This is a genomic window from Candidatus Methylobacter favarea, from assembly GCF_902806695.1.
Classification (GTDB): Bacteria; Pseudomonadota; Gammaproteobacteria; order Methylococcales; family Methylomonadaceae; genus Methylobacter_B; species Methylobacter_B favarea.
Genome location: NZ_CADCXN010000088.1, coordinates 1 through 25,599, shown reverse-complemented (window position 1 = coordinate 25,599; position 25,599 = coordinate 1). Strand labels below are relative to the sequence as shown.

At 43.3% G+C, this 25,599-nt stretch carries 24 protein-coding genes and 1 pseudogene; 10 read left to right on the top strand and 15 right to left on the bottom strand.

Annotated features, from left to right (window positions below):
- On the bottom strand, positions 1-1,753 hold a 1,753-nt coding region (locus HUX64_RS14110; protein WP_174626857.1), incomplete at its 3' end, for a heavy metal translocating P-type ATPase.
- A 49-nt stretch (positions 1,754-1,802) separates the two neighbouring features.
- On the bottom strand, positions 1,803-2,012 hold the full coding sequence (locus HUX64_RS14105; protein ID WP_174626856.1) for a heavy-metal-associated domain-containing protein: 210 nt from the start codon (positions 2,010-2,012) through the stop codon (positions 1,803-1,805).
- A 408-nt stretch (positions 2,013-2,420) separates the two neighbouring features.
- Between HUX64_RS14105 and HUX64_RS14100 the strand changes: the two genes are divergently transcribed.
- Positions 2,421-3,620 carry an EAL and HDOD domain-containing protein gene (locus HUX64_RS14100; protein WP_174626855.1) on the top strand — a complete coding sequence of 400 codons (1,200 nt, stop codon included), beginning with the start codon at positions 2,421-2,423 and terminating at the stop codon, positions 3,618-3,620.
- A gap of 37 nt (positions 3,621-3,657) precedes the next feature.
- A complete protein-coding gene (gene hflD, locus HUX64_RS14095) occupies positions 3,658-4,281 on the top strand; it encodes a high frequency lysogenization protein HflD (RefSeq protein ID WP_174626854.1) in 624 nt (207 codons plus the stop codon).
- A gap of 118 nt (positions 4,282-4,399) precedes the next feature.
- On the opposite strand, the gene HUX64_RS14090 is transcribed toward hflD, so the two are convergent.
- From HUX64_RS14090 to dnaA, 8 genes are all read right to left on the bottom strand, one after another.
- Positions 4,400-5,290, bottom strand: coding sequence for a DNA adenine methylase (locus HUX64_RS14090; protein WP_174626853.1), 891 nt, complete (start codon positions 5,288-5,290; stop codon positions 4,400-4,402).
- A gap of 110 nt (positions 5,291-5,400) precedes the next feature.
- Positions 5,401-6,771, bottom strand: coding sequence for a hypothetical protein (locus HUX64_RS14085; protein WP_174626852.1), 1,371 nt, complete (start codon positions 6,769-6,771; stop codon positions 5,401-5,403).
- Complete coding sequence (locus HUX64_RS19305; protein WP_217426546.1) at positions 6,761-7,714, bottom strand: ATP-binding protein; 954 nt, start codon at positions 7,712-7,714, stop codon at positions 6,761-6,763. The genes HUX64_RS14085 and HUX64_RS19305 overlap by 11 nt, the downstream gene beginning before the upstream one ends.
- 30 nt (positions 7,715-7,744) lie before the next feature.
- Positions 7,745-8,860, bottom strand: coding sequence for a helicase HerA domain-containing protein (locus HUX64_RS19300; RefSeq protein WP_217426545.1), 1,116 nt, complete (start codon positions 8,858-8,860; stop codon positions 7,745-7,747).
- 126 nt (positions 8,861-8,986) lie between these two features.
- Positions 8,987-11,401 carry a DNA topoisomerase (ATP-hydrolyzing) subunit B gene (gene gyrB, locus HUX64_RS14075; protein ID WP_174626851.1) on the bottom strand — a complete coding sequence of 805 codons (2,415 nt, stop codon included), beginning with the start codon at positions 11,399-11,401 and terminating at the stop codon, positions 8,987-8,989.
- Positions 11,402-11,443: 42 nt separating this feature from the next.
- Positions 11,444-12,526, bottom strand: coding sequence for a DNA replication/repair protein RecF (gene recF / locus HUX64_RS14070; protein WP_174626850.1), 1,083 nt, complete (start codon positions 12,524-12,526; stop codon positions 11,444-11,446).
- Positions 12,527-12,536: 10 nt separating this feature from the next.
- Complete coding sequence (gene dnaN / locus HUX64_RS14065) at positions 12,537-13,637, bottom strand: DNA polymerase III subunit beta (protein WP_174626849.1); 1,101 nt, start codon at positions 13,635-13,637, stop codon at positions 12,537-12,539.
- 191 nt (positions 13,638-13,828) lie between these two features.
- Entirely contained in the window at positions 13,829-15,145 is a 1,317-nt protein-coding gene (gene dnaA / locus HUX64_RS14060) for a chromosomal replication initiator protein DnaA (protein WP_174626848.1), read from the bottom strand.
- 166 nt (positions 15,146-15,311) lie between these two features.
- On the opposite strand from dnaA, the gene rpmH reads away from it, so the two are divergent.
- The 5 genes from rpmH to mnmE are packed head-to-tail and all read left to right on the top strand — an operon-like array spanning position 15,312 to position 19,093.
- Complete coding sequence (gene rpmH / locus HUX64_RS14055; protein ID WP_174626847.1) at positions 15,312-15,446, top strand: 50S ribosomal protein L34; 135 nt, start codon at positions 15,312-15,314, stop codon at positions 15,444-15,446.
- Entirely contained in the window at positions 15,446-15,823 is a 378-nt protein-coding gene (gene rnpA, locus HUX64_RS14050; RefSeq protein WP_174626860.1) for a ribonuclease P protein component, read from the top strand. The genes rpmH and rnpA overlap by 1 nt, the downstream gene beginning before the upstream one ends.
- Positions 15,805-16,041 (top strand): membrane protein insertion efficiency factor YidD, encoded by a 237-nt coding sequence (gene yidD / locus HUX64_RS14045; RefSeq protein ID WP_174626846.1) that lies wholly within the window; start codon positions 15,805-15,807, stop codon positions 16,039-16,041. Before rnpA ends, yidD begins: the two co-directional genes overlap by 19 nt.
- A complete protein-coding gene (gene yidC, locus HUX64_RS14040) occupies positions 16,034-17,746 on the top strand; it encodes a membrane protein insertase YidC (RefSeq protein ID WP_174626845.1) in 1,713 nt (570 codons plus the stop codon). Before yidD ends, yidC begins: the two co-directional genes overlap by 8 nt.
- Positions 17,747-19,093, top strand: coding sequence for a tRNA uridine-5-carboxymethylaminomethyl(34) synthesis GTPase MnmE (gene mnmE, locus HUX64_RS14035; protein WP_174626844.1), 1,347 nt, complete (start codon positions 17,747-17,749; stop codon positions 19,091-19,093).
- A gap of 497 nt (positions 19,094-19,590) precedes the next feature.
- Here the strand turns inward: mnmE and HUX64_RS14030 are convergent, their stop codons facing one another.
- On the bottom strand, positions 19,591-20,952 hold the full coding sequence (locus tag HUX64_RS14030) for an MFS transporter (protein ID WP_174626859.1): 1,362 nt from the start codon (positions 20,950-20,952) through the stop codon (positions 19,591-19,593).
- A gap of 194 nt (positions 20,953-21,146) precedes the next feature.
- Between HUX64_RS14030 and HUX64_RS14025 the strand changes: the two genes are divergently transcribed.
- Positions 21,147-22,124, top strand: coding sequence for an SGNH/GDSL hydrolase family protein (locus HUX64_RS14025; RefSeq protein ID WP_174626843.1), 978 nt, complete (start codon positions 21,147-21,149; stop codon positions 22,122-22,124).
- A gap of 42 nt (positions 22,125-22,166) precedes the next feature.
- On the opposite strand, the gene HUX64_RS14020 is transcribed toward HUX64_RS14025, so the two are convergent.
- Both HUX64_RS14020 and HUX64_RS14015 read right to left on the bottom strand, forming a co-directional pair.
- The gene (locus HUX64_RS14020) at positions 22,167-22,622 is read right to left on the bottom strand and encodes a hypothetical protein (RefSeq protein ID WP_174626842.1); all 456 of its coding nucleotides are present in this window, start codon (positions 22,620-22,622) and stop codon (positions 22,167-22,169) included.
- A gap of 200 nt (positions 22,623-22,822) precedes the next feature.
- Entirely contained in the window at positions 22,823-23,026 is a 204-nt protein-coding gene (locus HUX64_RS14015; protein ID WP_174626841.1) for a hypothetical protein, read from the bottom strand.
- Positions 23,027-23,247: 221 nt separating this feature from the next.
- Here HUX64_RS14015 and HUX64_RS14010 point away from each other — a divergent pair, with 221 nt between their 5' ends.
- Complete coding sequence (locus tag HUX64_RS14010; protein WP_174626840.1) at positions 23,248-23,946, top strand: urate hydroxylase PuuD; 699 nt, start codon at positions 23,248-23,250, stop codon at positions 23,944-23,946.
- 41 nt (positions 23,947-23,987) lie between these two features.
- Here the strand turns inward: HUX64_RS14010 and HUX64_RS14005 are convergent, their stop codons facing one another.
- A complete protein-coding gene (locus tag HUX64_RS14005; RefSeq protein ID WP_343034410.1) occupies positions 23,988-24,569 on the bottom strand; it encodes a HugZ family pyridoxamine 5'-phosphate oxidase in 582 nt (193 codons plus the stop codon).
- Positions 24,570-24,621: 52 nt separating this feature from the next.
- On the bottom strand, positions 24,622-25,284 hold the full coding sequence (locus HUX64_RS14000) for a class I SAM-dependent DNA methyltransferase (protein WP_217426544.1): 663 nt from the start codon (positions 25,282-25,284) through the stop codon (positions 24,622-24,624).
- A gap of 187 nt (positions 25,285-25,471) precedes the next feature.
- On the opposite strand from HUX64_RS14000, the pseudogene HUX64_RS13995 reads away from it, so the two are divergent.
- A pseudogene (locus HUX64_RS13995) lies at positions 25,472-25,599 on the top strand (IS5/IS1182 family transposase); the annotation flags it as partial.

Genomic DNA, 25,599 nt, shown 5'->3' with positions numbered 1-25,599 from the left:
TTATACGCATATTCTGGCTTTTCATCAGTTGCACTGCTGTTGCCGAATCCTTTTTAATCGGATCAGAAACGGCAATGATACCCGCCGCCTCATTGTCGATTGCAAGCAGCACAGGCGTTTGACCTGATGCAGACAATTTTTCCAGCTTATTGTTATAGCGGGTAAATTTGACGCCTTTTTGATCCATTAACGCCTTGTTGCCGAAAAACACGCGCTTCCCGTTGATTATCGCTATTACCCCGCGGCCGGCGATGGCTTCAAACTGGCTAATTTTTTCCAGCTTCAGTTGTTTATGGTCTGCAGCCGCCAATATACTTGCAGCTAGCGGATGTTCCGAGCCTGATTCAATGCTGGCAGCCAATTGCAGTATGGTTTCCCGGCTATAATTGCCCAGTGCTTCAACAGTTGAAACGACCGGTTTGCCTTCGGTTACCGTACCTGTTTTATCCAGAACCAAACAATTCAGCTTGCCGGCCGCTTGCAAGGCATTGCCATTACGGATCAAGATTCCTGATTGGGCGGCTCTGCCGACAGCGACCATCACCGAAATAGGCGTCGCTAAACCTAATGCGCAGGGACAGGCAATAACCAGAACCGTCATTGAAGTAACGAACGCATAGCCCAGGTAAGGGTCAGGCCCCCATACATACCAGATCAGGAAAGTCAGTATCGATACGGCCACAACAGCAGGAACAAAAATACCGGCTACTTTATCCGCCAGGCGGGAAATTTCAGGTTTGCTGTTTTGGGCCTGACGAACACTTTTAATAATTTGGGCTAACGCCGTATCGCGGCCGATACGTATGGCCTTAAACAGAAAACTGCCGATTTGATTCATGGTCCCGGCTACAACGTCAGAACCAGCAGTTTTTTCTATCGGCATGGGCTCGCCAGTGAGCATGGATTCATCAATGGTTGAATGGCCTTCCAAAACTACGCCATCCACGGGAATTTTTTCACCAGGCCTGACCCTTAACGTTTCCCCCAAACCTACTTCCGTGATAGGAATATCCATTTCTTCGCCATTTCTGACTACTCTGGCCGTACGCGGCTGCAAACCAATTAATTTACGGATGGCGCTGGAGGTTTTGCCTCTTGCCAAGGTTTCGAGCGCAGTTCCAAGATTAATAAAGGCCAGAATTATCACAGCGGCTTCAAAATAGGCATGTTTTGCCAGTGAAGGCAGAGTATCGTAATAGTCAATAACTACACAGGAATACAACCATGCCGAACCCGTACCCAAGGCGATCAGGGTATCCATATTGGCCTGGCCGTGACCTAATGCCTTGACCGCCCCGCTATAAAAATGCCAGCCTGAATAAATTAAAATACTTAAGGTAATAAGCGCAATTTCCGGCCAGAACCATAGTCCTGTCTCTGAACCAATTTCGGGAAGCCAATTCAGGTGCTCGCCCGCCATTAGTGAAGCGCCAAATATTCCCGCTACCAGTGCTTTTCTCCTCAGTTTTCGGTAGCGCTGTAATTCCAGTTCTTCCTGTTCCTCAGGATCCTCGAATCCTTCCATAACAGCCGCCTCATAACCGGCTTCTTTAACCGCTTGTGTTAATAATTCAGGATCGGCATAGCCTTTAACCATGGCAGAATGATCCGCAAAATTGACCCGCACGGAAGTCACTCCCGGAACCGAGGCTAAAGCACTCTCAACAGCATTGACACAGCCCGCACAGCTCATTCCTAAAATGGACAAGCGTAATTCGGCCGTTGCAGTATCAGAAATTTCTTCCGTGCTCATGAAAATACCTTTTTGATATAAATAACCGATGAACCTAAGCGCCGCTACCTTACTCTACTGTGTAGCCGGCCGAAGTAATAGCCTCTTTGATGGCGTTCAGATCAGTTTTATCAGCATCATATTCAATGCTGACTTCTTTGTTTTGGCTCGAAGCCTTGACCGATCTGACGCCCTCAAGAGCTTTCAATTTCGCCGTTACGTTGGATTCACAACCAGCGCATTTCATACCGCTTACCGTTAACAATAAAAATTCAGTCATATTTGCTCTCCTCGAGTCAGTTTTTTTGGATATATCATACTCGCGACTGCCACAACGTCACCTATTTTGTATTGATGCTTAGACTACCAATATCATTTATAACTTTCCATATATTACAAATACATCACCGTGGCTAAAGATCACAGTATTGCCCTAATCATAATCAGAATATAAAACTTCCTTAAACTTATTTTTGACCTTTTTGCTTTTATTTCATGAACCTGGGTTATTTATTCCATTGCTTTTTGAATTCCGGCAAATGTCTGCCAAGGCATATAGGTAATGCGGGAATTTAAGTAAGCAACAAATCCTCTTTCACAGACTTGCCCGTGCCGTTATTTTTCATCAAATAGTTAATTTAACTGTTAAAATCATTATAATTTGAATTTAAAACCTTAAATCAACACAATGTCAGACTTTATTATCGGGCGGCAGCAGATTTTCGATCAGAAGCTGAATATTTACGCCTATGAGCTTCTTTTTCGAGGTCAGGATTTTGATTTAAATCATAAAGACGATGCCACGCAAGCCACAAACCAGGTCATTACGGATTGTATTCTGGAGCTGGGGATCAATAATATTGTAGGACCTCATAAAGCTTTTATTAATTTCACCACCCGGAATATTCTGGAAAAAACGGCATTAAGTCTTCCTAAAGACCGCATAGCCATTGAAGTTCTGGAAACTGTTGAGATTGACTCACAGATCATCAATAACTTAAAAGAACTATCCCGGCTGGGCTATACCATTGCTCTGGATGATTTTGTCTTTTCCGAGGAATGGGAGGCCCTGATAGAGTTTGCCGACATTATCAAACTGGATATTCTGGAAATGGGCGAGGCTAAAACCCGCGAGTTGATAAAACTACTCAAGCCCTATAACGTAAAATTGCTGGCAGAAAAAGTAGAAACACTTGATGAATTTCAGTATCTTCGCGATTTGGGCTGTGATTATTTTCAGGGCTACTTTTTCAATAAACCCAACATTGTTGCAGGCAAACGCCTTGGCATCAATCAATCCGCGGCCATTAGATTGTTAACTGTTGTTAATAATCCCCATGTTGAGTTTGAAGACTTATCCAAAATAATATCCCAGGATGTCGGGCTCAGCTATAAACTGTTGCATTATATAAATTCGGCCTTTTTTGCCTTGCCCAATAGAATTGAATCAATCAGACATGCTATTTCCTATCTTGGCCTTAAGGAATTAACCCGATGGATAAATATACTGACATTGGCTTCACTGTCCAATAAACCGGAAGCAGTGCTGCAAAATGCCTTGATCCGGGGAAAAATGTGTGAGCAGTTGGCAAGTCTTATTGGCGATAGGCCCGACCATTTTTTTCTAATCGGTATTTTATCAAGCCTGGACAGTATTCTGGACATTTCTCTGGAAGAAGCGCTTAAAAATCTGCCGTTGGCTCCGGATATTCCATCAGCCATATTAAATAAGGAAGGCGTAGGCGGTGAAGCTCTTAAATGCGTTATTAATTATGAGCATTGGGATCTTCTGGCCATGACGTTTAAGGATCTGGATCAAAAAAAAATTGGCGAAGCCTATGTGCAGAGTATTAACTGGGCTAAAGATGTCCTGAGCAATCTGAATTAGAGGGCCGGATCTCATACCATTCTGTAAACAGAAACTTATGCAATTAAACACCATTACCAACCAAACTATAGCGCTGGCCGGCATAGCCCAGGCAGCAGCCCTGGTTCAACAACTGGCAACCACAGGCATTGCCGAGCCGGCTGCTATGGAGGCCAGTATTGCCAGTGTTTTGAAAATCGATTCCGACAGTGTTACCGATATTTATGGCAGCTTAACCGGCGTCAAACTTGGCCTTGAACAACTTAACCTTCAAATGGCAGGGTATAAAATTGCCAATCCTGAGCAGGCCCGTTATTCCGCTTCGCTGATTTTTCTGGAAAAACAGCTAACCGCCCGGCCGGACATGATCAAGTCCATACACACCGGAATTACCAGAGCCCAGGCCCAAAGTGAACATTTTGGCCTGTTGCATGAAAATGTGCTGGCAAATCTTGGCGAAATTTATCACAGCACCATCAGTACCATGCAACCTAGAATCATGGTCAGTGGCGAACAGGAATATTTATCCAGGACTGAAATTGCCAATAAAATACGCGCCTTGCTGCTGGCAGGGATGCGTTCCGCCATTTTATGGAAGCAATGTGGCGGAACGCGCTGGAAGTTTCTGTTTTTTCGAAAGAAGATTCAGGCTGAAATACAAAGCTTGCTGAAACAAGTTTAGCCGTTAGTTTAACCACGGCTTATAAAACAAACTCTGCATTGATAACAACAAAAGTATATAACTTTTTTAGCCGGAATTTCAATTTATTAACTTTTCCTATTCCACAAAGTGTGCCGACTTATAAGATAGTGTTTTTATTTTTAAGCAAGCTAATTGGCAAAGCAGCACGGGTTGGCTGCACCATTGGGGGAAGGATTAAATTCGGTTTAGTTATTAAAACTTCATTACCGCAATATCGACCGTTTGCACTATATTTCAGCCCAAAATTACGTTGCGGAAAGTCGCTATAAAAAGCCTTAATGCGATCATTATTATCATAAGTTACTAACCACTTTTGCTTAATAGAAGTAACCAAGCCCGCAATCTCTGCATGATCGGCATAGTCATAGTGATTTTGATATAGCCCCTTGCCTTTTACATAGTAAGGTGGGTCTAAGTAGACCAAAGCCATATCAGTAATATTTGGAAGTTCATGCTTAATAAAAGCTGATGCATCACGATCATATAAAGATATTCGGTCTGACATTGCCGCTATTTTTTGGATTCGCGCCACAAGATCCGGCTTATTAAATCGGGCATCGAGTTTCCAGTGCCCGGCTTGATTCTTGCCGCCAATTGCGCCAGCCCCAATGATTCCAGAATGATTGGTCCGATTAAGGAAAAAAGTCGAGAAGCCCAAATCAAACATTGAGGCATTTATGTCAGATTGTACTGCCCGCTGCTTGGCCCATTCCTCAATAGTTACATTAGTCTTGGTAATGCGCTGGCACAACCTATCACTATTGTGCAATACGGTGTTCCAAAAGGCATAAATAGAGCGATTGAGATCATTGATATGCACCCGACTAACAACATTATTCAGAAGCAGCGTAATGGCGATGCCCGCTCCCCCAGCGTACAATTCTACATATTCCCCTCCACGCAAGCCATTGAGATCAATAGTCTCCCGCACAAAATTCGATAAGCGTCCTTTGCCGCCTGGGTATCGAAGTGGGGTATTAAAAGCCATTAATAATCCAAGGATATATTACTTTGTCATATATAGACCAAGTTTTGTCTCCGATAGCCATCTTTTATTTTGGCGATTCCGCGCTGTAATCTTTCTTTATACCAGGTACTTTAGGTACGCGAAAGTCCGGCTTTTGTGATAATGTCTAACACTTTTCCTCCAGGTGTAATACTGATCGAAGCGTGGCGGTGTGCAAGCGCAACAGGAACAATTGAACTATCGTAAAGGTCGAGTTCGAAGTGTCGAATAAAATCGCATGCTCGAACAATCAGAGATCCATATGCTTTGGGATCAGCCTTCAGTTGGGCGAAGTTCGCTCCGTTTTCGTTTTTTTTATTTGGATGCATATATGGAATGGCAAAGTTAAAAATCCTTCCTCGTTCAGTCTTGAACAGAAAATCTTGTCCAAAGTAGGTTTCATTGCCGAAATTAGCGGCAGGCGCATCGCTTCCTTTTATATATTTATTACGATAATCATCATCCAGAATTCGTAAAACACCTGAAGGAAGAAAACGCGACATCATGTTGGCATGATCCATAACCTCACCCGTTTTCTGTAATCCCAACACTAATAAAGGCTCTTTCTTCAATTCGGCAAGTTTAAGATTGACAGTAAAGAGAAATGCCATAATGCGAGCATGCAGCTTTGCCGGTTGCCCAAAAATTGCCAGTGGCCCATCTATTACAAAAGCCATCTTGGACAACGCTCGTACATCGGCTTCAAATACTTGACGGATAAACGCCATAAGAAGTAAATGCTCAATGCAGCTCATCATCCGAGTAATGGCTACTGTATTGTCTCCGAAGTCAGATATCCCCTCATGCAGACGTAACCAATCCGTCATGTAGATGATGGCGTCACATACCTTACATGGTAAAGTTTGTGTTTTGGGCACAAAGACAAATTCATGTTCTGAATTACATGATGGACAACGATTAACCACAACCTTATTGTTACTAAGTGCAAATAACGTATCAGTTAGAATAAATTGATACTTATCACCCCCGGCCCGATCTTCACCGAGTTGGGAATATACGGCATGTCGAAAGCCGTCTTTTACACTTTTCGCTCCTTTATATCTAATATTGCTTCCCGGGAGTGTGTAGGTAATAGGCGAAGCATTTCTATGTAGCTCAGCCACCTTGAATGGATCAACGAAGCGCGTTATTGGGTCTATGAGTTCGGCATACTTATTCATTTGAATGAGTACATGACTCACTTTTATGAAGCCAATTTGTGTGCTCGGGAGTTTTTCGTTAATCGGCTCATCCCTTTTGCTAGCATCAGATGCCAGAACATACTCTGGCAATCGTGGCGATACATCTGCAGGCGCTTTACTGAAGGATGCAGCCATAGCCTTGCCTTCTGCATCGCTAGGAGGCCGCATGTAGTCGCAGTCATGGAGAAAAGCCTGTACATCTGGATTGCGTACAAAGTCGGAATGTCCGCCTTTTCCCGCAGTCTGGCCGTTATATGGCATTACTCCTCCCGGTTGTAATAATTGATGCAATGCGCTGTTTGATCTCTTCCGGAGAGAAACGATTAATCTGGGTTGGGATCACAAAGGGTGATGAAAGAGTTTTAATACGTGCAAAGCCAACATCCTGGGCGGCTTTGAGAGAGCCTATGAAATCGCTATAATCATAGAACTTGCCTAGGGTTTTAAGCTCATCATCATTGTTAAGATGCGTAACAAACCAATTCTCGGTGTTTGCTAAGATGTTGGGGTGTACCGAAGAGGGTTCTTGGGTCGCATAGACAAATGCAATGCGTGCTTTTGCACCTTCCTTTGCGATGCGTGGCCAAGTGCTGTTGAGGTCGGCCTTTTTGCCAATAAGGTTATGCGCCTCCTCTACGTATAAAACGATATTTTTGGGCGTTTCATTCTGATGCATCGCCGCCATCTGACGTTCAAAAATTTGTCGGGCAATTCGCTCCGAAAGCACAGTACGTATTTCAACTGGACCTGCGGAAAGATCGAGAATAACAATCTTCCCAGCATCCAGGTGACCGATAACTTCTTCCGTTACATCAGCAGTTCTTCGGCTGGAGTGATAAGTCTTATACTTGCCGATAGCTCGATAGCCTCCAAATGGTCTATCTTGACTGTTTTGGCGCACAAGCATGTTTAAGTAGGATTCCATGACCGGGTCAATCCATGCGTTGCCTGGGGTACTCGACTTCAGCCCTAGTACTGGTTGTCTCGCCTCTTTTTGTTCTTCACGCAGTCTCAAATTTATAAAGCGCAAAAACTCAAACCATGCACTTGCCTCGCTCAGAGACACTTCCTCAGCACTGGGTATCGTTACTTCATGAGGGGGATTTTGAGCACTCGCCCAACGTTTGATTTGATCAAGAATAGACTTGCTTTTCGGAACGCGAACCTTGAAATTGCCGGGTACTGCGTAATCAGCTTTCTTCAACAGACATTGGAAAATTGCCTTACGAACCTTTCAACGATAGTGCTCTGATCGCTCATCCGTATCAGGCTCTTCTAATGTTGATGTCATGAAAGTGTCTAAATCTTGACCAGTAAAAGGTGATGTATCTTGTTTGAAAAGTGCTTGAATGAGATTTAATGCCTGATCAACTTCAGTATAAAAGTTAGTTCGGAGGTCTTCGAAGCCCTGTGTTTCCATTGCACGATAACGAACGGTTTGTCTCGGAAAAACATCAGCAATCGAACTTCCATCGTCCTGATGATTAGCATTTGCATACTCACCATTAATGTCAAAGATTAACTGTCCAACAGGGATACCATCGCTCATTGCAGCTAACGCAACGGCTGACACGGTTGTCTTCACAGTATTTGATTTGCCAGTACGGGTCATGCCAAACACTGCGGTACGACGAGCGAGGAAATCAGTTGGCTGAACCATCACGTCCACCTTTGCTTCACCTTTTCCTCGATGCAAACGTGCGGTTGAGGTGTAACGCACCGTTCCTATATGGATGGGGGATGGAATTTGATGAAACCCCGCTTTCTGAGCTTCTTCTGTTGCTTTCAATCGTATTTCTGGGTTGACATGATTAACAATGGTTGCAAGTGCGTCTCCACGCGGCTTAAATGCACGCATTCGCGATAAACTCATGAAATTTTCAATATCGCTACCTAGCCGTAGATGCCCGTCATCGTCTATGAAAAATGTGCCTAATACACTGCAGCCCAGCCCTCCCGCCTGGAGTTCATTAGCTGTAATCGGATCATGCCCATCATTAACGCCTACCGGATACTTCTCTTCAACAGTTCGTCGTTGATGATGTTCAATACGCGTACGTACAAAATCGCTGTCCTGTGGAAGTGGGACTGGCTCTAAAACTCGAAGCAATACTACTTCACGGTCAATATGATTCGAATCATTATATTTTTCTGGATGGAATCCTGCGGCGACTAGAAAAGAGTTATGTGGAATGCCATTTACTTTCCTCTTGAACTCGTCATTCGTTAGGACATGTGCTTGATCAAATTGCATGACATATACATACCCAACAAAGGAAGAATCAAAATCCCCTAATAACTTCACTAATGGTGACTCATTGGTAATGACAGCGTTGACAATATCTAACATGTTTTCTCTATTTTTTATGAGTTAAGTTGTGAAAAATTGTTCATGAGAATGCCCTGATTTTATGTAAGCTATCGTTTTTTTCCTCTTAGTAACAAAATTTGCCCTCATTTGAGTCTATTTTGTGCATTAAACATCCAGATTAGTTACATCCAGTGCATTTTTGGCGATAAAGTCCCGCCTAGGTTCTACTACGTCGCCCATCAGCGTCGTAAAAATCTCATCGGCTGCAATAACATCTTCAATTTTAACCTGAAGCAAACGCCTGTTATTAGCATCCAGCGTGGTTTCCCATAATTGTTCAGGGTTCATTTCACCCAGCCCTTTGTAACGCTGGATATGCTGGCCTTTCTTAATCTCTCTCATCATCCATTCAAAAGCTTGTTTAAAACTGCTGACATGCTGTTGTCTTTCTCCCATCTGCATAAATGAACTTTCGTTAAACATCCCGGCAGTATCTTGCGCATATTGCGCTATCTTCTGATAGTCTTTACCCGCGAAAAAGGCTGAAGGCACTACAAAAGTTTTGGTTATTCCATGTAGGCGCTTATTAACTACGGCAGAAAAATCAGTGCTAGCCTTGAAGTCCAGCTCGATGGAAAATACCGCTTTATTGTTTCCTTCCGTCAGTTGTCGCTCCATTTCGGCAAACCAGGCAGCCAACTTTTGCTTATCCTGCTTGTGCTCATCATTGATAACTTCCATACAGGAAAACTGCTCCAGAAAGGCTTCATCGTAGCGCCTGGATAATCTATTGATTACACTGGCTACACCGATAAATTCTTTTGCCAGTTTTTCAAGGCCATGACCTTGAATGGGAGGCGCAGCTTCATCAGTAAAAAGCTGGGCTTTATCCAATGCCATCTGAATCAGATATTCGTTTAATTGAACATCATCTTTTACGTAATGCTCTTGCTTACCTTTTTTAACCTTGTATAAAGGCGGTTGGGCAATGTAGATGTAGCCTTTTTCTACTATTTCAGGCAATTGCCGGTAAAAAAAAGTTAGCAATAATGTCCTGATATGCGAGCCGTCTATATCCGCATCAGTCATGATAATAATGCGGTGATAACGCAATTTGGCCAGGTTATATTCATCCTTGCCTATACCGCAGCCTAATGCCGTAATTAAAGTCCCTACCTCTTCCGAAGAAATCATTTTGTCAAAGCGGGCTTTCTCTACATTAAGAATTTTTCCCTTTAAAGGCAGGATCGCTTGTGTACGCCGGTCTCGGCCCTGTTTGGCTGAGCCGCCTGCAGAATCCCCTTCCACCAGAAACAGTTCAGATAATGCCGGATCTTTTTCCTGACAATCCGCCAGCTTCCCGGGTAATCCTGCAATATCCAGCGTTGTCTTGCGACGCGTCATTTCACGGGCTTTACGGGCTGCTTCTCTGGCACGGGCAGCATCTACAATTTTGCTAACGATAGCTTTTGCCAGCTGCGGTTTTTCCAGCAGAAATTCCTGCAATTTCTCATTCATTGTCGATTCAACTAGCGGCTTAACCTCTGAAGACACTAATTTATCTTTAGTTTGAGATGAAAACTTGGGATCAGGCACTTTAACCGAAAGCACTGCTGTCAATCCTTCTCGGGCATCATCGCCGGTTGTAGTGACTTTCTCCTTTTTCGCTAATCCTGTGGATTCAATATATTGATTAATGGTTCGGGTTAATGCTCCTCTAAATCCTGCCAGATGACTTCCGCCATCACGTTGAGGAATATTATTGGTATAGCAAAAAACATTCTCCTGATAGGAGTCATTCCATTGCATGGCTACCTCTACGGTGACGCCCTCTTTTTCTGCAATAAAATAGAATATCTCTGAAAATAGCGGTGTTTTATTTTTATTGAGATGGGCAACAAAAGCACTGATGCCTCCTTGAAATTCAAATATATCGTGTTTATCGGTATTCTCGTCCTCCAGGCTAATGCGCACACCGGAATTGAGGAACGATAATTCTCTCAGTCTTTTTGCCAGAATGTCATAGTGAAACTCAACATCACCGAAAGTCTTGGTACTGGGCTTAAAATTTATTAACGTGCCGGTTCCTTCCGCTGGACCCACTGCCGCTATGGGAGCGACAGGATTACCCATACGATATTGTTGCTTGTATAGTTGACCATTCTTGCGTACTTCAAGATTCAGTTCTTCAGACAAGGCATTGACGACCGATATCCCCACGCCGTGTAGTCCACCTGAAATCTTGTATGCATTATCATTAAATTTACCGCCTGCATGCAGCACAGTCATAATGACTTCTGCCGCCGATCTTCCTTCTTCTTCATGAATATCGACAGGTATGCCGCGACCATCATCAGAAACTGTGACAGAGCCATTGGTTTGAATAAGCACTTTTATTTCTTTACAGTAGCCCGCCAAAGCCTCGTCAATGGAATTATCGACTACTTCAAAAACCATGTGGTGCAAGCCGGAGCCATCATCTGTATCGCCAATATACATACCCGGGCGTTTTCTTACTGCATCCAGTCCCTTTAAAACTTGAATATTCGTACTATCGTATTGATCTGTTTTATTTCTCATGAGCACTTGTGTTTTCCTGTTTTGAACGTTCCACGTGGAACATCATAGCGGTTTAATTGTTCCATGTTCCATATGGAACATTTTATAGTTTTTAATGCGGCTCAAATCCCCAAACTCAGCTACTTCCATAGCAGTTATAAAAACCTGACATTGGATTTCAGATAAATAATGTAATAATTTGGCACGGTTAATAATATCCAGCTCTGCGGCAAAATCATCAATTAAAATACATCCCCTATTATTATTTTCAATAGCCAGCAATTGAACCTGCGCCAACTTTAAACTGATTATTAATAGTTTTAATTGTCCTCGGGAAACATAATCTTTCGCCAATTTATTATTCACCATTAATTGAAAATCGCCTCGATGAGGCCCGCTATGGGTAAAGCCGTAACGAATATCCTTCTCAATGTTTTCAGTCAAAACATCGTAAAATTTCTTTGATGAATCCCAACCGGACAGAAGCTTCAAGTCAACTTCTTCAATGGTCAGAAATCGCTTTATAATTTCAATAAAGACCGGCTTAACCTTTTCCAGGTATCGCTGCCGACAGTCATGAACAATTTGACCGTAATAGACAAGTTCTTTATTCCAGATATTAATCTGGTCGAGTTGTCTTGTTTTTAATAAAGAGTTGCGTTGCAGTAGAGCTTTCTTGAACCGCCGCCACACCAGTAAAAATTGCATTTCATCATTGAAAACGCCCCAGTCTAAAAATTCTCTTCTACCCTGCGGCCCGGCATCAAGCAGTTCATAGCTTTTTGAATGAATAAGTTGCAGCGGTAAAGCATAAGCTAAATCGGATTTTTTTTGCGTTGGATGGTGGTTAATATGGCAACAAAAATTTTTACTGTCTTCCTCCATCTGAATGCCTAAATGTAGATAATTGCCATTCGGTTGCATAGCTTGTGCAGAAACAATTATATGATCGTGGGCAAAATTAATAACAGGCTTAATAGCCGCTGAACGAAAAGATTTTGCCCGACCTAAAATATAGATGGCTTCAAGAAGCGAGCTTTTGCCGCTGGCATTTTCTCCATAAATAAAATTAATTGCCGGAGAAGGAATAATTGATTCATTGAGGATGTTTCTTACATTATAAATATTCAGCCTCAGCAAGCTCATGCTAAGATTTTTAAAGTCTCATTGGCATAACAATAAATTTATATGCACAGTCATTAGGCTCATCAATAAAACAGCTACTGGCATTATTTGCTATGGTTAATACAGCAAGTTCGGAATCAAGATTGGAAACGGCATCCAATAAATATTGAGCATTAAACGCAATAGATAAAGGTTCGCCGGTATATTCGATAAAAAGTTCCTCTTCGGCTTCATCATGCTCGGGATTATGGGTACTGATTTTTAAACTGTCCGCATTAATATCAAAAGTGACTCCTTTGAACTTTTCATTCGATAAAATGGCAACGCGGGTTAAGGCGTCCTTTAAAAGTTGTTTTTGAATATGAAGCGGATTGCCTAACTCCTGCTGGAAAACTTTACCGAAATCAGGGTATTTTGAATCCACCAGTTTGGCTGAAAAAACCAGGTGGCCGATAAAAATCCGGATATTGTTGCTGGAAAACTCAACCTTCAATTCCGCTTCAGGGTCATCAAGCAATCGGCTAAGTTCCAGAACACCTTTCCTGGGAAGAATGATCCTGGCTTCATAACCTGTAGACTGATCTAAAGTATCCTCGTAAATAGATAAGCGATGGCCGTCTGATGCCACCAGCTTCAGTTTGCTGTTGGAAATATTAAGCAATAAGCCGTTCAGATAATAACGCACATCCTGATTAGCCATGCAGAATAGAGTCTTATCCAGCGCCTTTTTAAACTTGCCTGCGTTAATTGAAAATTTTTTCTCTAACTCGGATTCAGCAAATTCAGGATAGTTTCCAGCAGGCAGAGAGCTCAAGGAAAAGCGGCAACGGTTGGCTAGAATTTTTACTTTATCGCCCTGTTGCTCAAGCTTTATCTCAGTCCCCGCAGGCAACAATCGACAAATATCCAGGAATTTTCTTGCCGGCACGGTAATCGTGCCCGGCGTTGCGGCGGTTATGTTGATTTTAGCGATAATCTGAATTTCCAGATCAGTGCCTGTTAAAATCAGCTGGTTGTTTTCAATAACCATTAGCACATTGGCCAGGATGGGCATAGTCTGTCTTTTTTCTATGACACTGACTATCTGTTGCAAGGGAACCAGGATTGCTTCTCTATTAATATTGAATTTCATAAAAGACTTTTTCCATATTACTACCCGCTTATATAACTGTTGAAAACAGAATGTGACTGTTAATAATCAAAAAGAGGGATGGTGATAAACGAGATTGTTAAGGTTGGAATTTGCTGTGCATGGCTGGTAAGTAAATAAAGAGTCTTAATAAAAATATATTTTATACACAGATTTTCTACAGGCTTGGATAATTAATGAGACAATGTTCTCAACAGATTGGAATAATCTTCGGCAACCTTATTATCCGCCTCCTTTAGCTCGTTAATTCTTTTACAGGCATTCATAACGGTTGTATGATCCCGCCCGCCGAAAGCATCGCCTATTTCCGGAAAGCTATGGGAAGTCAACTCCCTGGCCAGGCACATGGCTATCTGACGCGGCCTAGTGATTGATTGTCTTCTGTTTTTACAGGATAAATCGGCCACTCGAATTTTAAAATATTCAGCAACGGTCTTTTGAATATTATCGATATTGACAAGTTTATCCTGCAAGGAAATCAAATCATGCAGGGCTTCTTTAGTAAATTCAGTAGTAATTTCCCTGCCGGTAAATTGCGCATTAGCTATAACACGTCTTAAAGCGCCTTCAAGATCGCGGACATTGGAAGGAATTCTTTTGGCAATAAAAAAAGCCACCTCCTGGGGTAGAACCACATTCGCCAGGGCTGCTTTTTTCATTAAAATAGCGGCTCTGGTTTCCATATCGGGGGGTTCGATTGAAACGGGGAGGCCCCAGCCAAACCTTGATTTTAAACGGTCTTCAAGACCGATGATTTCTTTCGGGTATTTATCACAGGTTAAAACCACCTGATGCTTCTTTTCCAATAAAGTGTTGAAGGTATGGAAAAACTCTTCCTGTGAGCGTTCTTTACCGGCAAAGAACTGAATATCATCAATTAAAAGTACATCAACCCCACGGTAATAGTCTTTAAAAGTATTGATGGAGTTCTGTTGCAACGCTCTAACCATATCCTGAACAAATTTTTCCGAATGAAGATAAACGATAATTGCTGATGTTTTTTTTTGTAAAACGGCATTACCTACGGCATGCATTAAGTGAGTTTTACCAAGACCTGAACTGCCGTAAATAAGCAAGGGGTTATACGCTTTGCCAATATTTTCAGAAACCTGGATTGATGCGGCCTTCGCTAACTGGTTAGATTTTCCTTCAACAAAATTATCAAAAGTAAACGCATAATTAAGAAAGTGAGGGCTAGCTTTTTTTGCTTCTTTTGCTATAACCGGTTTTTCTGTAGTAGGCGGCATCGATTTTTTCGAGCCAATTTCCAGATTCAAGTCCAGTTTGCCGTCAGAAAATTCATGAATAGATTCTTCAATTTTTGCAAAATGATGTTCTTTAACCCAATCCAGTACAAAACGATTAGGGGCAAGCAATTTTATTTGCCCATTACTTTCAATTGCCTGAAGAGGTCGTATCCAGGTACTGAAATCTGAGTCGGAGATTTCGTTTTCAAGTTTAGAAAGACAGTTATTCCAAATTGAACTCATTTAAATAGATAACCGTTGATTTAATTAGCGAAAACGTCTTGTATTCTGCTACTATACAACAATAAAACACCGGACTACAGAATTGACAGACTAGGGGATTTATTTTATCATTCTCTGGCTTTTTTATCTGTTTTTATTAACCCCTATCTGATCAGGCTTTAAGTAAATGAAAAGAACATATCAACCCAGCAAGATTAAACGTGCCAGAACTCACGGTTTTCGCGCAAGAATGGCAACTGTAGGTGGTCGTAAAGTTCTTAATTCCCGCAGAGCAAAAGGTCGCGCCCAGTTAACTGTTTAATTGACTATGGGACGACGCAGAAGTTTTTTTGTTTTCCCTCGCGATTACGGTTAAAAAAACCGGCTGAATTTAAAAAAGTTTTTGACCGGCCCGTAAAATCAGGTGACCAGTATTTTACTCTTTTAGCCATAAAGAATGATTTTCAATATTCCAGGCTAGGCTTGGCGATTGCCAAAAAAACTATAAAAAAGGCAGTACATAGGAACGTGATTAAACGCGCTGTCCGGGAAAATTTTAGAACACAACAACACTTGGGAAACCTGGATATTGTTGTACTGGCTCGCAAGGATGCAGCAGATGCTCCGCCGGAATTATTAAGGAAATCCCTGGAGCGGCATTGGCATAAAATAGTAATCCGATGCGCTTCATGCTCATAGCCATTATAAAGTTTTATAAATACTTTATTAGCCCCCTGCTTGTCCCAAGCTGCCGTTTCTATCCGAGCTGTTCAAGTTATGCCTTGGAAGCACTTCAACGCCATGGCGCCTTTATAGGTAGCTATCTCGCTCTCAGAAGATTATTAAAATGCCATCCTTTTCATCCAGGTGGCATTGATCCGGTCCCAGAAAAATTTGGTAATAAGAATAATGGATAATATAAGATTTTTACTGATCGTTACTTTTGCCATGCTTGTTATTATGTTGTGGCAAGCCTGGCAAGCAGACTATGGCCCAAAACCTGAACCTGCAACCGCTGTAAATCCTCCGGTCAACAATATTCAGGAAGAACTGCCTACGGGCGGAGGAGCACAAACTGAAACGGCAGAGAAAACATCTGCAACCCCTAGCGATGCTCCCGCCACTACAGCTAATATTGTTACTGTCAAAACAGATGTTATTGCGCTGGAAATCGATCTGCAGGGAGGCACTATCCGTAATCTGGACTTACTCAACTATCCAGTAGAAAAAGCCAATACCTTTGTAAATAATTTACGTAACATGATCGGTCTGTCAATTCCGGAAAACAAACCGGTTCCCGTACGTTTATTTAACAGCGATGAGAAAAAATTGTTTATCGCGCAAAGTGGTTTGATTTCGGACAGCAGTTCCGCATCTGCGCCTAATCATCAATCCGTTTTTACCTCCGAACAAGACCGCTACACCTTACAACCTGGACAAGAGAGCTTGGCAGTTCCCTTGAAATGGACGGATAACAATGGCCTTATGGTGACTAAATTATTTACCTTTAAACCTGGAAGCTATGAGATAACGCTTGAACAAAATGCCATAAATAATACCGGAACAGCATGGTCAGGAAGACAATACAGCCAATTATTAAGAGTGCCCAATAATGAAGGCAAAGGCAATATGCTAACCGGCGGTTTAAGAGCGTATGATGGTGGTGTTATTTATACGGAAAAAGATAAATACCAAAAGATAAGTTTTGATGATATGGCTGAAGATAATCTTGATGTGGCCAGTAAGGGCGGCTGGGCTGCGATGATTCAACATTATTTTGCTTCGGCATGGATTCCTCAAGCTGATCAGGAAAACCATTTCTATACTAAAGCGCTTAAAGACAACCGGTTTGTCATAGGCTCTTATACGCCTTCGAAAACCGCAGCGCCAGGTTCAGAAGTCCAATTTGTTTCGCGGCTATTTGCCGGCCCAAAAATCCAGCCGATGATGGAAAAAACAGCAAAAGGACTTGAGCTTACGGTCGATTACAGCGTTTTAACCTTTATTGGTAAACCTATTTACTGGCTATTGAATAAGATACACAGCTTCACGGGTAACTGGGGCTGGGCAATTGTGGGTGTAACCCTGTTTATTAAATTACTGTTATTTCCATTGTCGCAAGCCAGTTACAAATCAATGGCTAAAATGCGTAAAATTCAGCCGCGACTTAAAGAGATGCAGGAACGTTTTGCGGATGACAGGGCCCGTTTCAATACTGAAATGATGGCGATGTATAAGAAAGAAAAAGTTAATCCTCTGGGCGGCTGTTTGCCGCTTTTCGTGCAGATTCCGGTGTTCATGTCCTTGTACTGGGTACTGAGCGAGACGGTTGAATTTCGCCAGGCGCCTTTTATATTATGGATACAGGACTTATCCATACAGGATCCTTTTTTCGTATTGCCTATTATAATGGGCATTACCATGAAAATTCAGCAAAGTCTGAATCCAGCCCCTATTGATCCTATTCAGGCCAAAGTAATGAAGATGTTCCCTATCGTCTTCACTATTTTCTTTCTGTTTTTTCCGGCGGGTCTGGTCTTATACTGGGTTGTCAATAATACCTTGTCTATTATTCAACAGACCTATATCACCAAAAAAATAAGTGCAGCTGAACAGCACTAAGTGGCTATTGAAAACTGTGACACCATTGCAGCTCGTGCCACGCCGCCAGGGAATGGCGGTATTGGCATCATCCGCATTTCAGGCGCTTTGGTTCCTGACATTGGCAGACAAATTCTTACTAAACCTTTAGTTCCGAGACAAGCGCTTTATTCGTCTTTTATTGAGGACGACGGCTCAGTCATTGATTCCGGTATTGCTCTTTTTTTCCCTGCGCCTGCTTCATACACCGGTGAAGATATACTTGAACTTCAAGGGCACGGTGGCTCAGTCGTATTGGATATGCTGTTGAGCCGGGTTATATCTGTCGGCGCGCGGCTGGCAAATCCCGGAGAATTTACCGAACGCGCTTTTCTTAATAATAAACTTGATTTGGCACAGGCCGAAGCGGTCGCTGATTTAATTGAAAGCAGTACAGAACAATCAGTCCGTTCTGCACAAAAATCAATGCAGGGCGAGTTTTCTTCCCAAATCAATGAGCTGGTCGAGGAATTGACAGAGCTTAGAACTTATGTTGAAGCCGCTATTGATTTTGTGGATGAAGAAATCGATTTTTTGACCGATGGCGTCGTCGAAAACCATCTGATAAAGCTATTGCACAGCATTAAGCAAATACAAAAAACTGCCCAGCAAGGTCGTATATTACGCGACGGTATGACGGTTGTCCTGGCCGGCAAGCCCAATGCCGGCAAATCAAGCCTGCTCAATGCCCTGGCCGGACATGAAGCGGCTATTGTCACCGATATAGCCGGAACTACGCGAGACATATTAAGAGAACGCATCCAGCTTGATGGTTTGCCCTTGCACATTATCGATACGGCGGGTTTACGCGAAAGTGACGATATCATAGAAAAAGAAGGCATCCGCAGAACCCACGAAGAAATCAGCAAAGCCGACAAAATTCTACTGCTGATTGACGTAACCGAACACGAAACAGAATATGAATTAAAAACCCTGCCGCCAAATATTGATATTGTCAAAATATACAACAAAATAGATCTTATAGGCAGGGCGCCTGAGATAAAACAATCCTTAAATGATACACAGATTTATCTTTCCATTAAAACAGGTGAAGGCGTGGAGTTGTTAACCCAACATCTTAAACAAAGCGTTGGCTTTAATGATGCGGCTGACAATGTTTTTATTGCCCGAAGAAGACATATTGAAGCTTTAAAAAAAGCCGATGAATTTATCGAAAGCGCCTTAAACCAATTACAAACCACTCAAGCAGGCGAACTGATCGCCGAAGATCTAAGCCAGGCGCAAATGAGCCTTGCAGAAATTACCGGACGATTTACCTCGGAGGATTTGCTGGGGAAAATATTTTCCAGTTTCTGCATCGGAAAATAAAGCGCTAAAACAATCGAAGATAACAAATAAATAAAGTCACGCAATATAAGGTCGGGAAGCGATTCCGGCCTTTTTTGCTTTTACGGTTAGTTTACTGTTTGTTTCCTGCCATTAATTTATCCTATATTACTGTTCTGATATCTGAAAAGGTAAAAAGGGCTAAAAATTTAGAACTTACGACTTGATACCCGACTGAAATCGTAGATTTATAGGCACCGAGCTTGCATAAAGCCGCCACTGAACGCAGCGATTGGCTGAGCAAATTCTTGTAGCGTGTAATTATTGATCAATCCTGGGCGCCCAGCCTCTGCAACTGCTCATCGCAGCGCACTCAAGGTTTGTCAAGTTGTTGGGATTGTTCATGCAATTGTAGCCGCTGTCGCCGCAGACCACAAAGCTTGCGATTGACCGATAATTTTCAAATTATCGGCCGTTTTAAGGTCCGGGATTACAGGTGCGGGGTGTAGCCATAGTTTATATACCTGGGCATGCTCTGATCAGGCATTAACATAGCGTGCGATTACAGACTGCAACCGGTCTTTATCCAGCTGCTGGTTATCTACTTTAAGATAAGCCACGGCATCTTCATAACGCACAGTAATCTCTTCTACGCCGATGACTTTCAGCATCTCCGACACCAATTCGTCGGCGTCCTGTTCATTGAGTTTTTCCAGGGAAATAAGCAGATTTGCCCAGTATTTTGGCGGTTTCATACTGAGAGATACCAGCAGCCAGCTGAATCCGGCGGCGGCGCAAAATAAAAATACGCCACTGGCGCCAAACTCTCCATAGCACCAGCCGCCGACGCCTCCGCCGATGCCCGCACCCATGAACTGGCAGGTGGAATAGACACCCATCGCCGTCCCTCTTAAATCCCCCGGTGCAGTTTTCGATATTAATGACGGCAAGGTAGCTTCTAGTAAATTAAAGCCGCAGAAGAACAGCCAGAGAAAGCCGATTATTCCAGGCAAAGTTCCATGAAACAGCATTAGACCGGTATCAGCCGTAATCAGCACAGCTATGGCGCCGGTAAAGACGCCTTTCATTTTGCGCTTTTTTTCGGCCAGAATAACAAACGGAATAACGGCAATCATCGACAGAATAAAAACCGGTAAATAAGCCTGCCAATGCTGGGCAGGCAGTAAGCCCGCGTCGCGCATTAGCAGCGGTAAAACCACAAAACTGGCCGTTAAGATGGCATGTAAAACAAAAATACCGTAATTAAGGCGCAATAAATCCGCGCTTTTCAGAACATAGGAAAATTGCCCCGGTACAAGCTGGGCATCACGATGTTTTTTAGACTGCTGCGGACCGGGTACGAGAAAAAGAACAATCACTATAGCCAGTACTGCCAGTAAGGCGATCAGCCAGAATATTCCATGCAAGCCGATAATTCCTGCAATCACGGGGCCTGCGGTAATTGCGACGCCAAACGATACGCCAATGCTTGCGCCGATTAACGCCATGGCTTTGGTGCGGTGCACTTCCTGAGTCAGATCGGCTACCAGCGCCATAATAGCAGCGGCTATTGCACCCGAGCCCTGTATTGCTCGTCCTGCTAAAATTCCGTAAATCGTGGTTGAAACAGCAGCCACAACGCTGCCGATAAAAAATAGTATCAGACCAACAATAATAATTTTTTTCCTGCCCACCCGATCCGACAGCAAACCAAAAGGAATTTGTAATAGCGACTGGCTTATTCCATATATACCGATAGACAGCCCGATTAATGAAGGGGTTGAGCCCTCAAGCTGTTCGGCAAACAGGGACAGCACCGGCATGATTAAAAACAAACCCAGCATACGCAGCGCATAAATGCTCGCCAAAGACCAGGTAGCGCGTTTTTCCGATGCGGTCATCGGGCTCGTAATATCCTGCACGTTTGTCAAAACCAGCTTCTCCTTTATCTATTCCCCGGAAATATTAATAAAAATATTGCGATGGCCGCATTTTAATTGATTTATAAGGTCTAGAGAGTAATATTTTATGCTAATAAGGCATCTCCTTGATAATTGGTTGAGCATTTATACAGATGCGAAAGAGGTTGAAATGTATGGCCACAGATAATCTGATAGAAGCGGCGATTGATGCAGGCATTAATCAAGCGGTCACTGTTTTAAAATTCAGGAATGAGGCGCTCGCTAAACGAAAAGCAGTTGTGCAGGCGAATATCGATAAAATGCAGCTTATCAAGCCGGCGCCTCCCGGGCAAAATTCAACTATCGAAAGTCCGGTGTCGATACCCTTGGCCAAAGATGCTGACAGAGAGTCAGTGGGCGTGCTTGTGGCTGAGGGTGATTCCTGGTTTGACTATCCTTTCCATGACATTCTGCGTATTCTGGAAGATGATTACGGTTACGAGGTTGAAGCTGTGGCCCATAAAGGCGATTCTATAGAAGAAATGGCCTATGGCGGCGGACAGCTTGAAGAGCTTACGCGTCACATAGAAAAAATTTTACGGCGGGGCATGACGTCTCCGCTGGCCATACTGCTGTCGGGCGGCGGCAATGATATTGCCGGTAATGAGTTCGGGGTGCTTCTAAATCACATGGATTCTGCCGCGGCTGGTCTTAACACTAAAATTGTCGAGGGCATAATTGATGAAAGGATTCGTTATGCCTATATAACGCTAATCAGCGCCATTACGGAGGTATGCATGCACAAGCTCGGCAAGGCCCTCCCTATTCTGATACACGGCTATGATCATCCGGTTCCTGATGGCCGAGGCTTTTGGGGAGGATTCAAGCTGTTGCCGGGTCCCTGGCTGGAGCCTGGCTTTAGAAAGAAAGGATTTGATAAATTGACCGAACGCATCCTCCTTGCAGAGGAGTTGATTGACCGGTTGAATGCAATGCTTGAGGAAGTTGCCAGCCTAGGTCGGTTTTCTCATGTGCATTACATTGATCTTCGCAACACTTTATCGAACGGCGGCGATTACCAGGATTTGTGGGAAAATGAACTGCATCCCAGTAAAGCCGGTTTTGAACGGGTGACCAAGCGCTTCGCCGATATCATCCAGACTTTGCCCTAGTCTCGGTAAAGTTTATCAGCTGCCTGCATTTGTTATTGCTAACTACATATCTTCAAACGAGGCAGCCCGCAACTGTTTATTTTTTGCTTCAGTCTCCATGGCGACCAGATTTTGGAATATCTGACTGATCTTTGGCAGTTCGGATTCATTCGCGGCCTCTTGGAAAAAATTCACGAAGGCTTCGCCGAATTCACAAATCAACTGAACGATTTCATCCATCGACATTTCAGCGCGTATGGGATGACTGTCGATCAATTGGTGAAGATCAATACTGGGAGCGTATTGCAACCAAGTGTCCAGAATGGACTGCTGAGTTACGGCCTCGAAACTGGCTAACGTCTCTTCGGTATGGCGTTGGTCTTCAATCAGATAATTCAGCAACAATTTCACGCGGTCCGACTGACTCTTTTCATTAAGCGCGAGATAATATTTCCGTAAGCGATCATGTAGCTTCTTGTTATAGTCGATTACATCTTTGACCTGTTCAAAAGTTTGCATATAATCCTCCTGGCTAACCAGATGGCGTTGTCATAGGGTCAGCGACTTGCAGTAATTAAAATTCTGGAGCTTCCAGTGTCAACAGATTTTATATGAAATATATCCCGCTTTTTAATTTTGCGGACTTTATATTTTTAAAATAGCAGATAAATTCACTAAGCTGGTAAAAAGCATGGCAAGAAATGCAAAAACCGCTTGCGTTAATGCCGGGTCTGCGAATCGGAAAAAATAACCGGTTCTTCAGCAGGCATCAGCAAAGCTTGCGATGCTCCCTCAGCCATCTTCACTTTCTGTTTCTTATTCTGTTCTGACACATAAGTTCCGCCCATAATCACCGCCATAATCAAAAGATAAACCACAGCAGCAAGGCGCTTGGCTTTTTTTACCTGGTCGTGATCGCTCATTGCCAACCCTCATGATTTTGGAAGGGCAAATCATACAACATTTATTTAATTAGAGGCAAAATCACTAAACCAGGCCAACAGGGAAGCCTGGAAATCAGTCGTGACAGCAGCATTTAGTTGCGATTTTATTTGACATTTTTACGCTGTTGAGCTGACTATTTACCAGCACCATTAAAATCAAAGGTGCGGGTAACCAATAATAACAATTAAGAGGTATTACTATGGGCATCGTTACAACAACTATCGGTATTGAACTGCTCTTGAGGTGGGGACATTTTCTAGCGGGCATTACCTGGATCGGATTGCTTTATTACTTTAACTTTGTACAAACTGAATATTTTAAAGAAGCCGAGGCGGCGGCAAAATCGGATGTTACACAAAAACTGGTTCCTCGGGCTTTATGGTGGTTTCGTTGGGGAGCCATGTTTACTTTAATAACCGGCCTGGGTATTTTCGCCGTTAGAGGCGGAGGAATGTCGGTTGATATTTACGTCGGCGCCCTGCTGGGCATCTTTATGTTTTTGAATGTCTGGTTGATCATATGGCCGAATCAGAAAACAGTGATTGCTTCAGCGAAACAGGCAGCCGGCGGCGGAGAAGTGTTACCTGAGGCTGCGAGCGCTTTAGCCGCCGCCGGCTTGGCCTCAAGAACTAATGCTTTATTTTCAATTCCGATGCTGTTTTTCATGGCGTCTTCATCTCATTATCCGCATAGCTTTAAACTGCTAGCGTTTATTATCGCGGTAATCATAATTCTGGTGCTGGAATATAACGGCGCATACCCCGCTATAAAAAATATTAACGTGATGAAGAAATTACCGGCCGCAGGGAAAATGGGCCCTTATGCCAGCATTCAAGGAGTGATTTACTGTGGATTAGGTTTAACAATTGTATTGTTTTTGCTGTTGGAGCTATTGTAATTTAAATTTTTCAACCGCTATAAATAGCCGCCTTTGGGCGGCTATTTTGTCTGATTGCCTTTGGCAGACCTCACAAGGCTCAGACTGTCGTCGTTTAAATTAATAGTGAAGGCCCGGCCAAAACCAGCGACATACCGCCCGCTTTCAGGACCTAAAGCAAATAAATGAAAATCTGTTAATAAGCGTAATATTCCAACAACTTCACCGAATTTTTCCTGTAACGCGTCTAGCCGGATCGCATACATGTCATCATCCTGGGTTATTTCTTCAACACGGCAGCTAAACACAGCCCGTTCTCTTACAAAAAGATTAGGCGACTCAGCTTCCCGGCGTATAAATAATATCGATGCCTGCGGATTGTTCAGTAAATTGGCCGTATGGATGGCCAGTTCGCTGACATAAATATAGAAAACGCCCGCCCTATCCCGCACAAAAGGCGCATAGCTGATGTCAGGCATGCCGTTTGCCGAAGCAGTGGCCATCAATAAGGTCTGCTGGGATGCCATCAGCTCATGGCAACTTCTCGTTAAATCATCAAGCTCTTCGTTGCTGATCTCGATCATTGTTCCCGACCTCTGATAAAGACAATAGTTGTCATTATAAGCCTCGGTTTCAAAAAGCATATCGGTTATTATGTTGAGGACTGAAATATTAATCCGGCCTTGATATCAGCTATTAATAAGGCTTTCCTTCATTATCCCTGAGCATTGATTGTTCGGCAGAACGACATACAATCGCCAGCCAAGGCTGCTCATGGATAGGTCTGCCAGAAGGGCGATAATAATAATGGATTATTTCAAACCCTGACTGCTCAAGGTAAGTTTTGCTGACCTCCAATTCCATATAGTGGCCATAGCGCTGTCCGAACCAGCCCTCGTTATTACCGCGCGGGTTGGATAAGAATAAAATACCGTCAGGGCGCAATGCGTCCTGCAATGCATTGAGCACCCGGGGTAATTCGAGGCTGGGAACATGGAAAAGTGAAGCATTGGCAAAGATGCCGTCGAACGCGTGCCGGGGCAAGTTTAAGTTAAGAAAGGTTTGCTGGAGAATCTGACAGCCTGTATATCGTCGCGCCATGCGGCAAAATTTTTCACTTCCGTCCAGACCGGTTGGCCGGTGGCCTAATGATTGAAAATAGCGTATATCCCGACCTGGCCCGCAACCAAAATCGAGGATATCGAGTTTCTTACCGGCCGGAAACGGCGCTAGAAATGCGGCATAATTTTGCGTCACATCATGATCTTTAGTGCCTTCCCAAAAGGCATCGGCATGCTGGTTATAATGGCTCAAAGTGAGCATTTCGATTTCTTCCAATTCTTCAGATAGTGGTTTCACAGTTTCCAGCCCTTTCTCATTACTCTGCATCTTCATAATAACAGAGCAGAAAGTATGCCTCATCCCGATTTGTTATTTATTTGTAAAACCGGAAGCATCATATTTTGAAATCAGAGCACTTTAACTTACATGCCGCACCCTCATCCTGAACTGGTCTACAGGCGCAAATAGCGCCGTTGCAAAGAAGTCCCAAGACAGTACCAGTGTTTTGGAGCAGGCCTTAAAGAAATCAGGTGGGCGAGGTTCGATGCCAACAGGGGTGCGCCAGAACGCGCTTTATCATCGTCGACGCACAGCGTGTGAAGAACACCGATA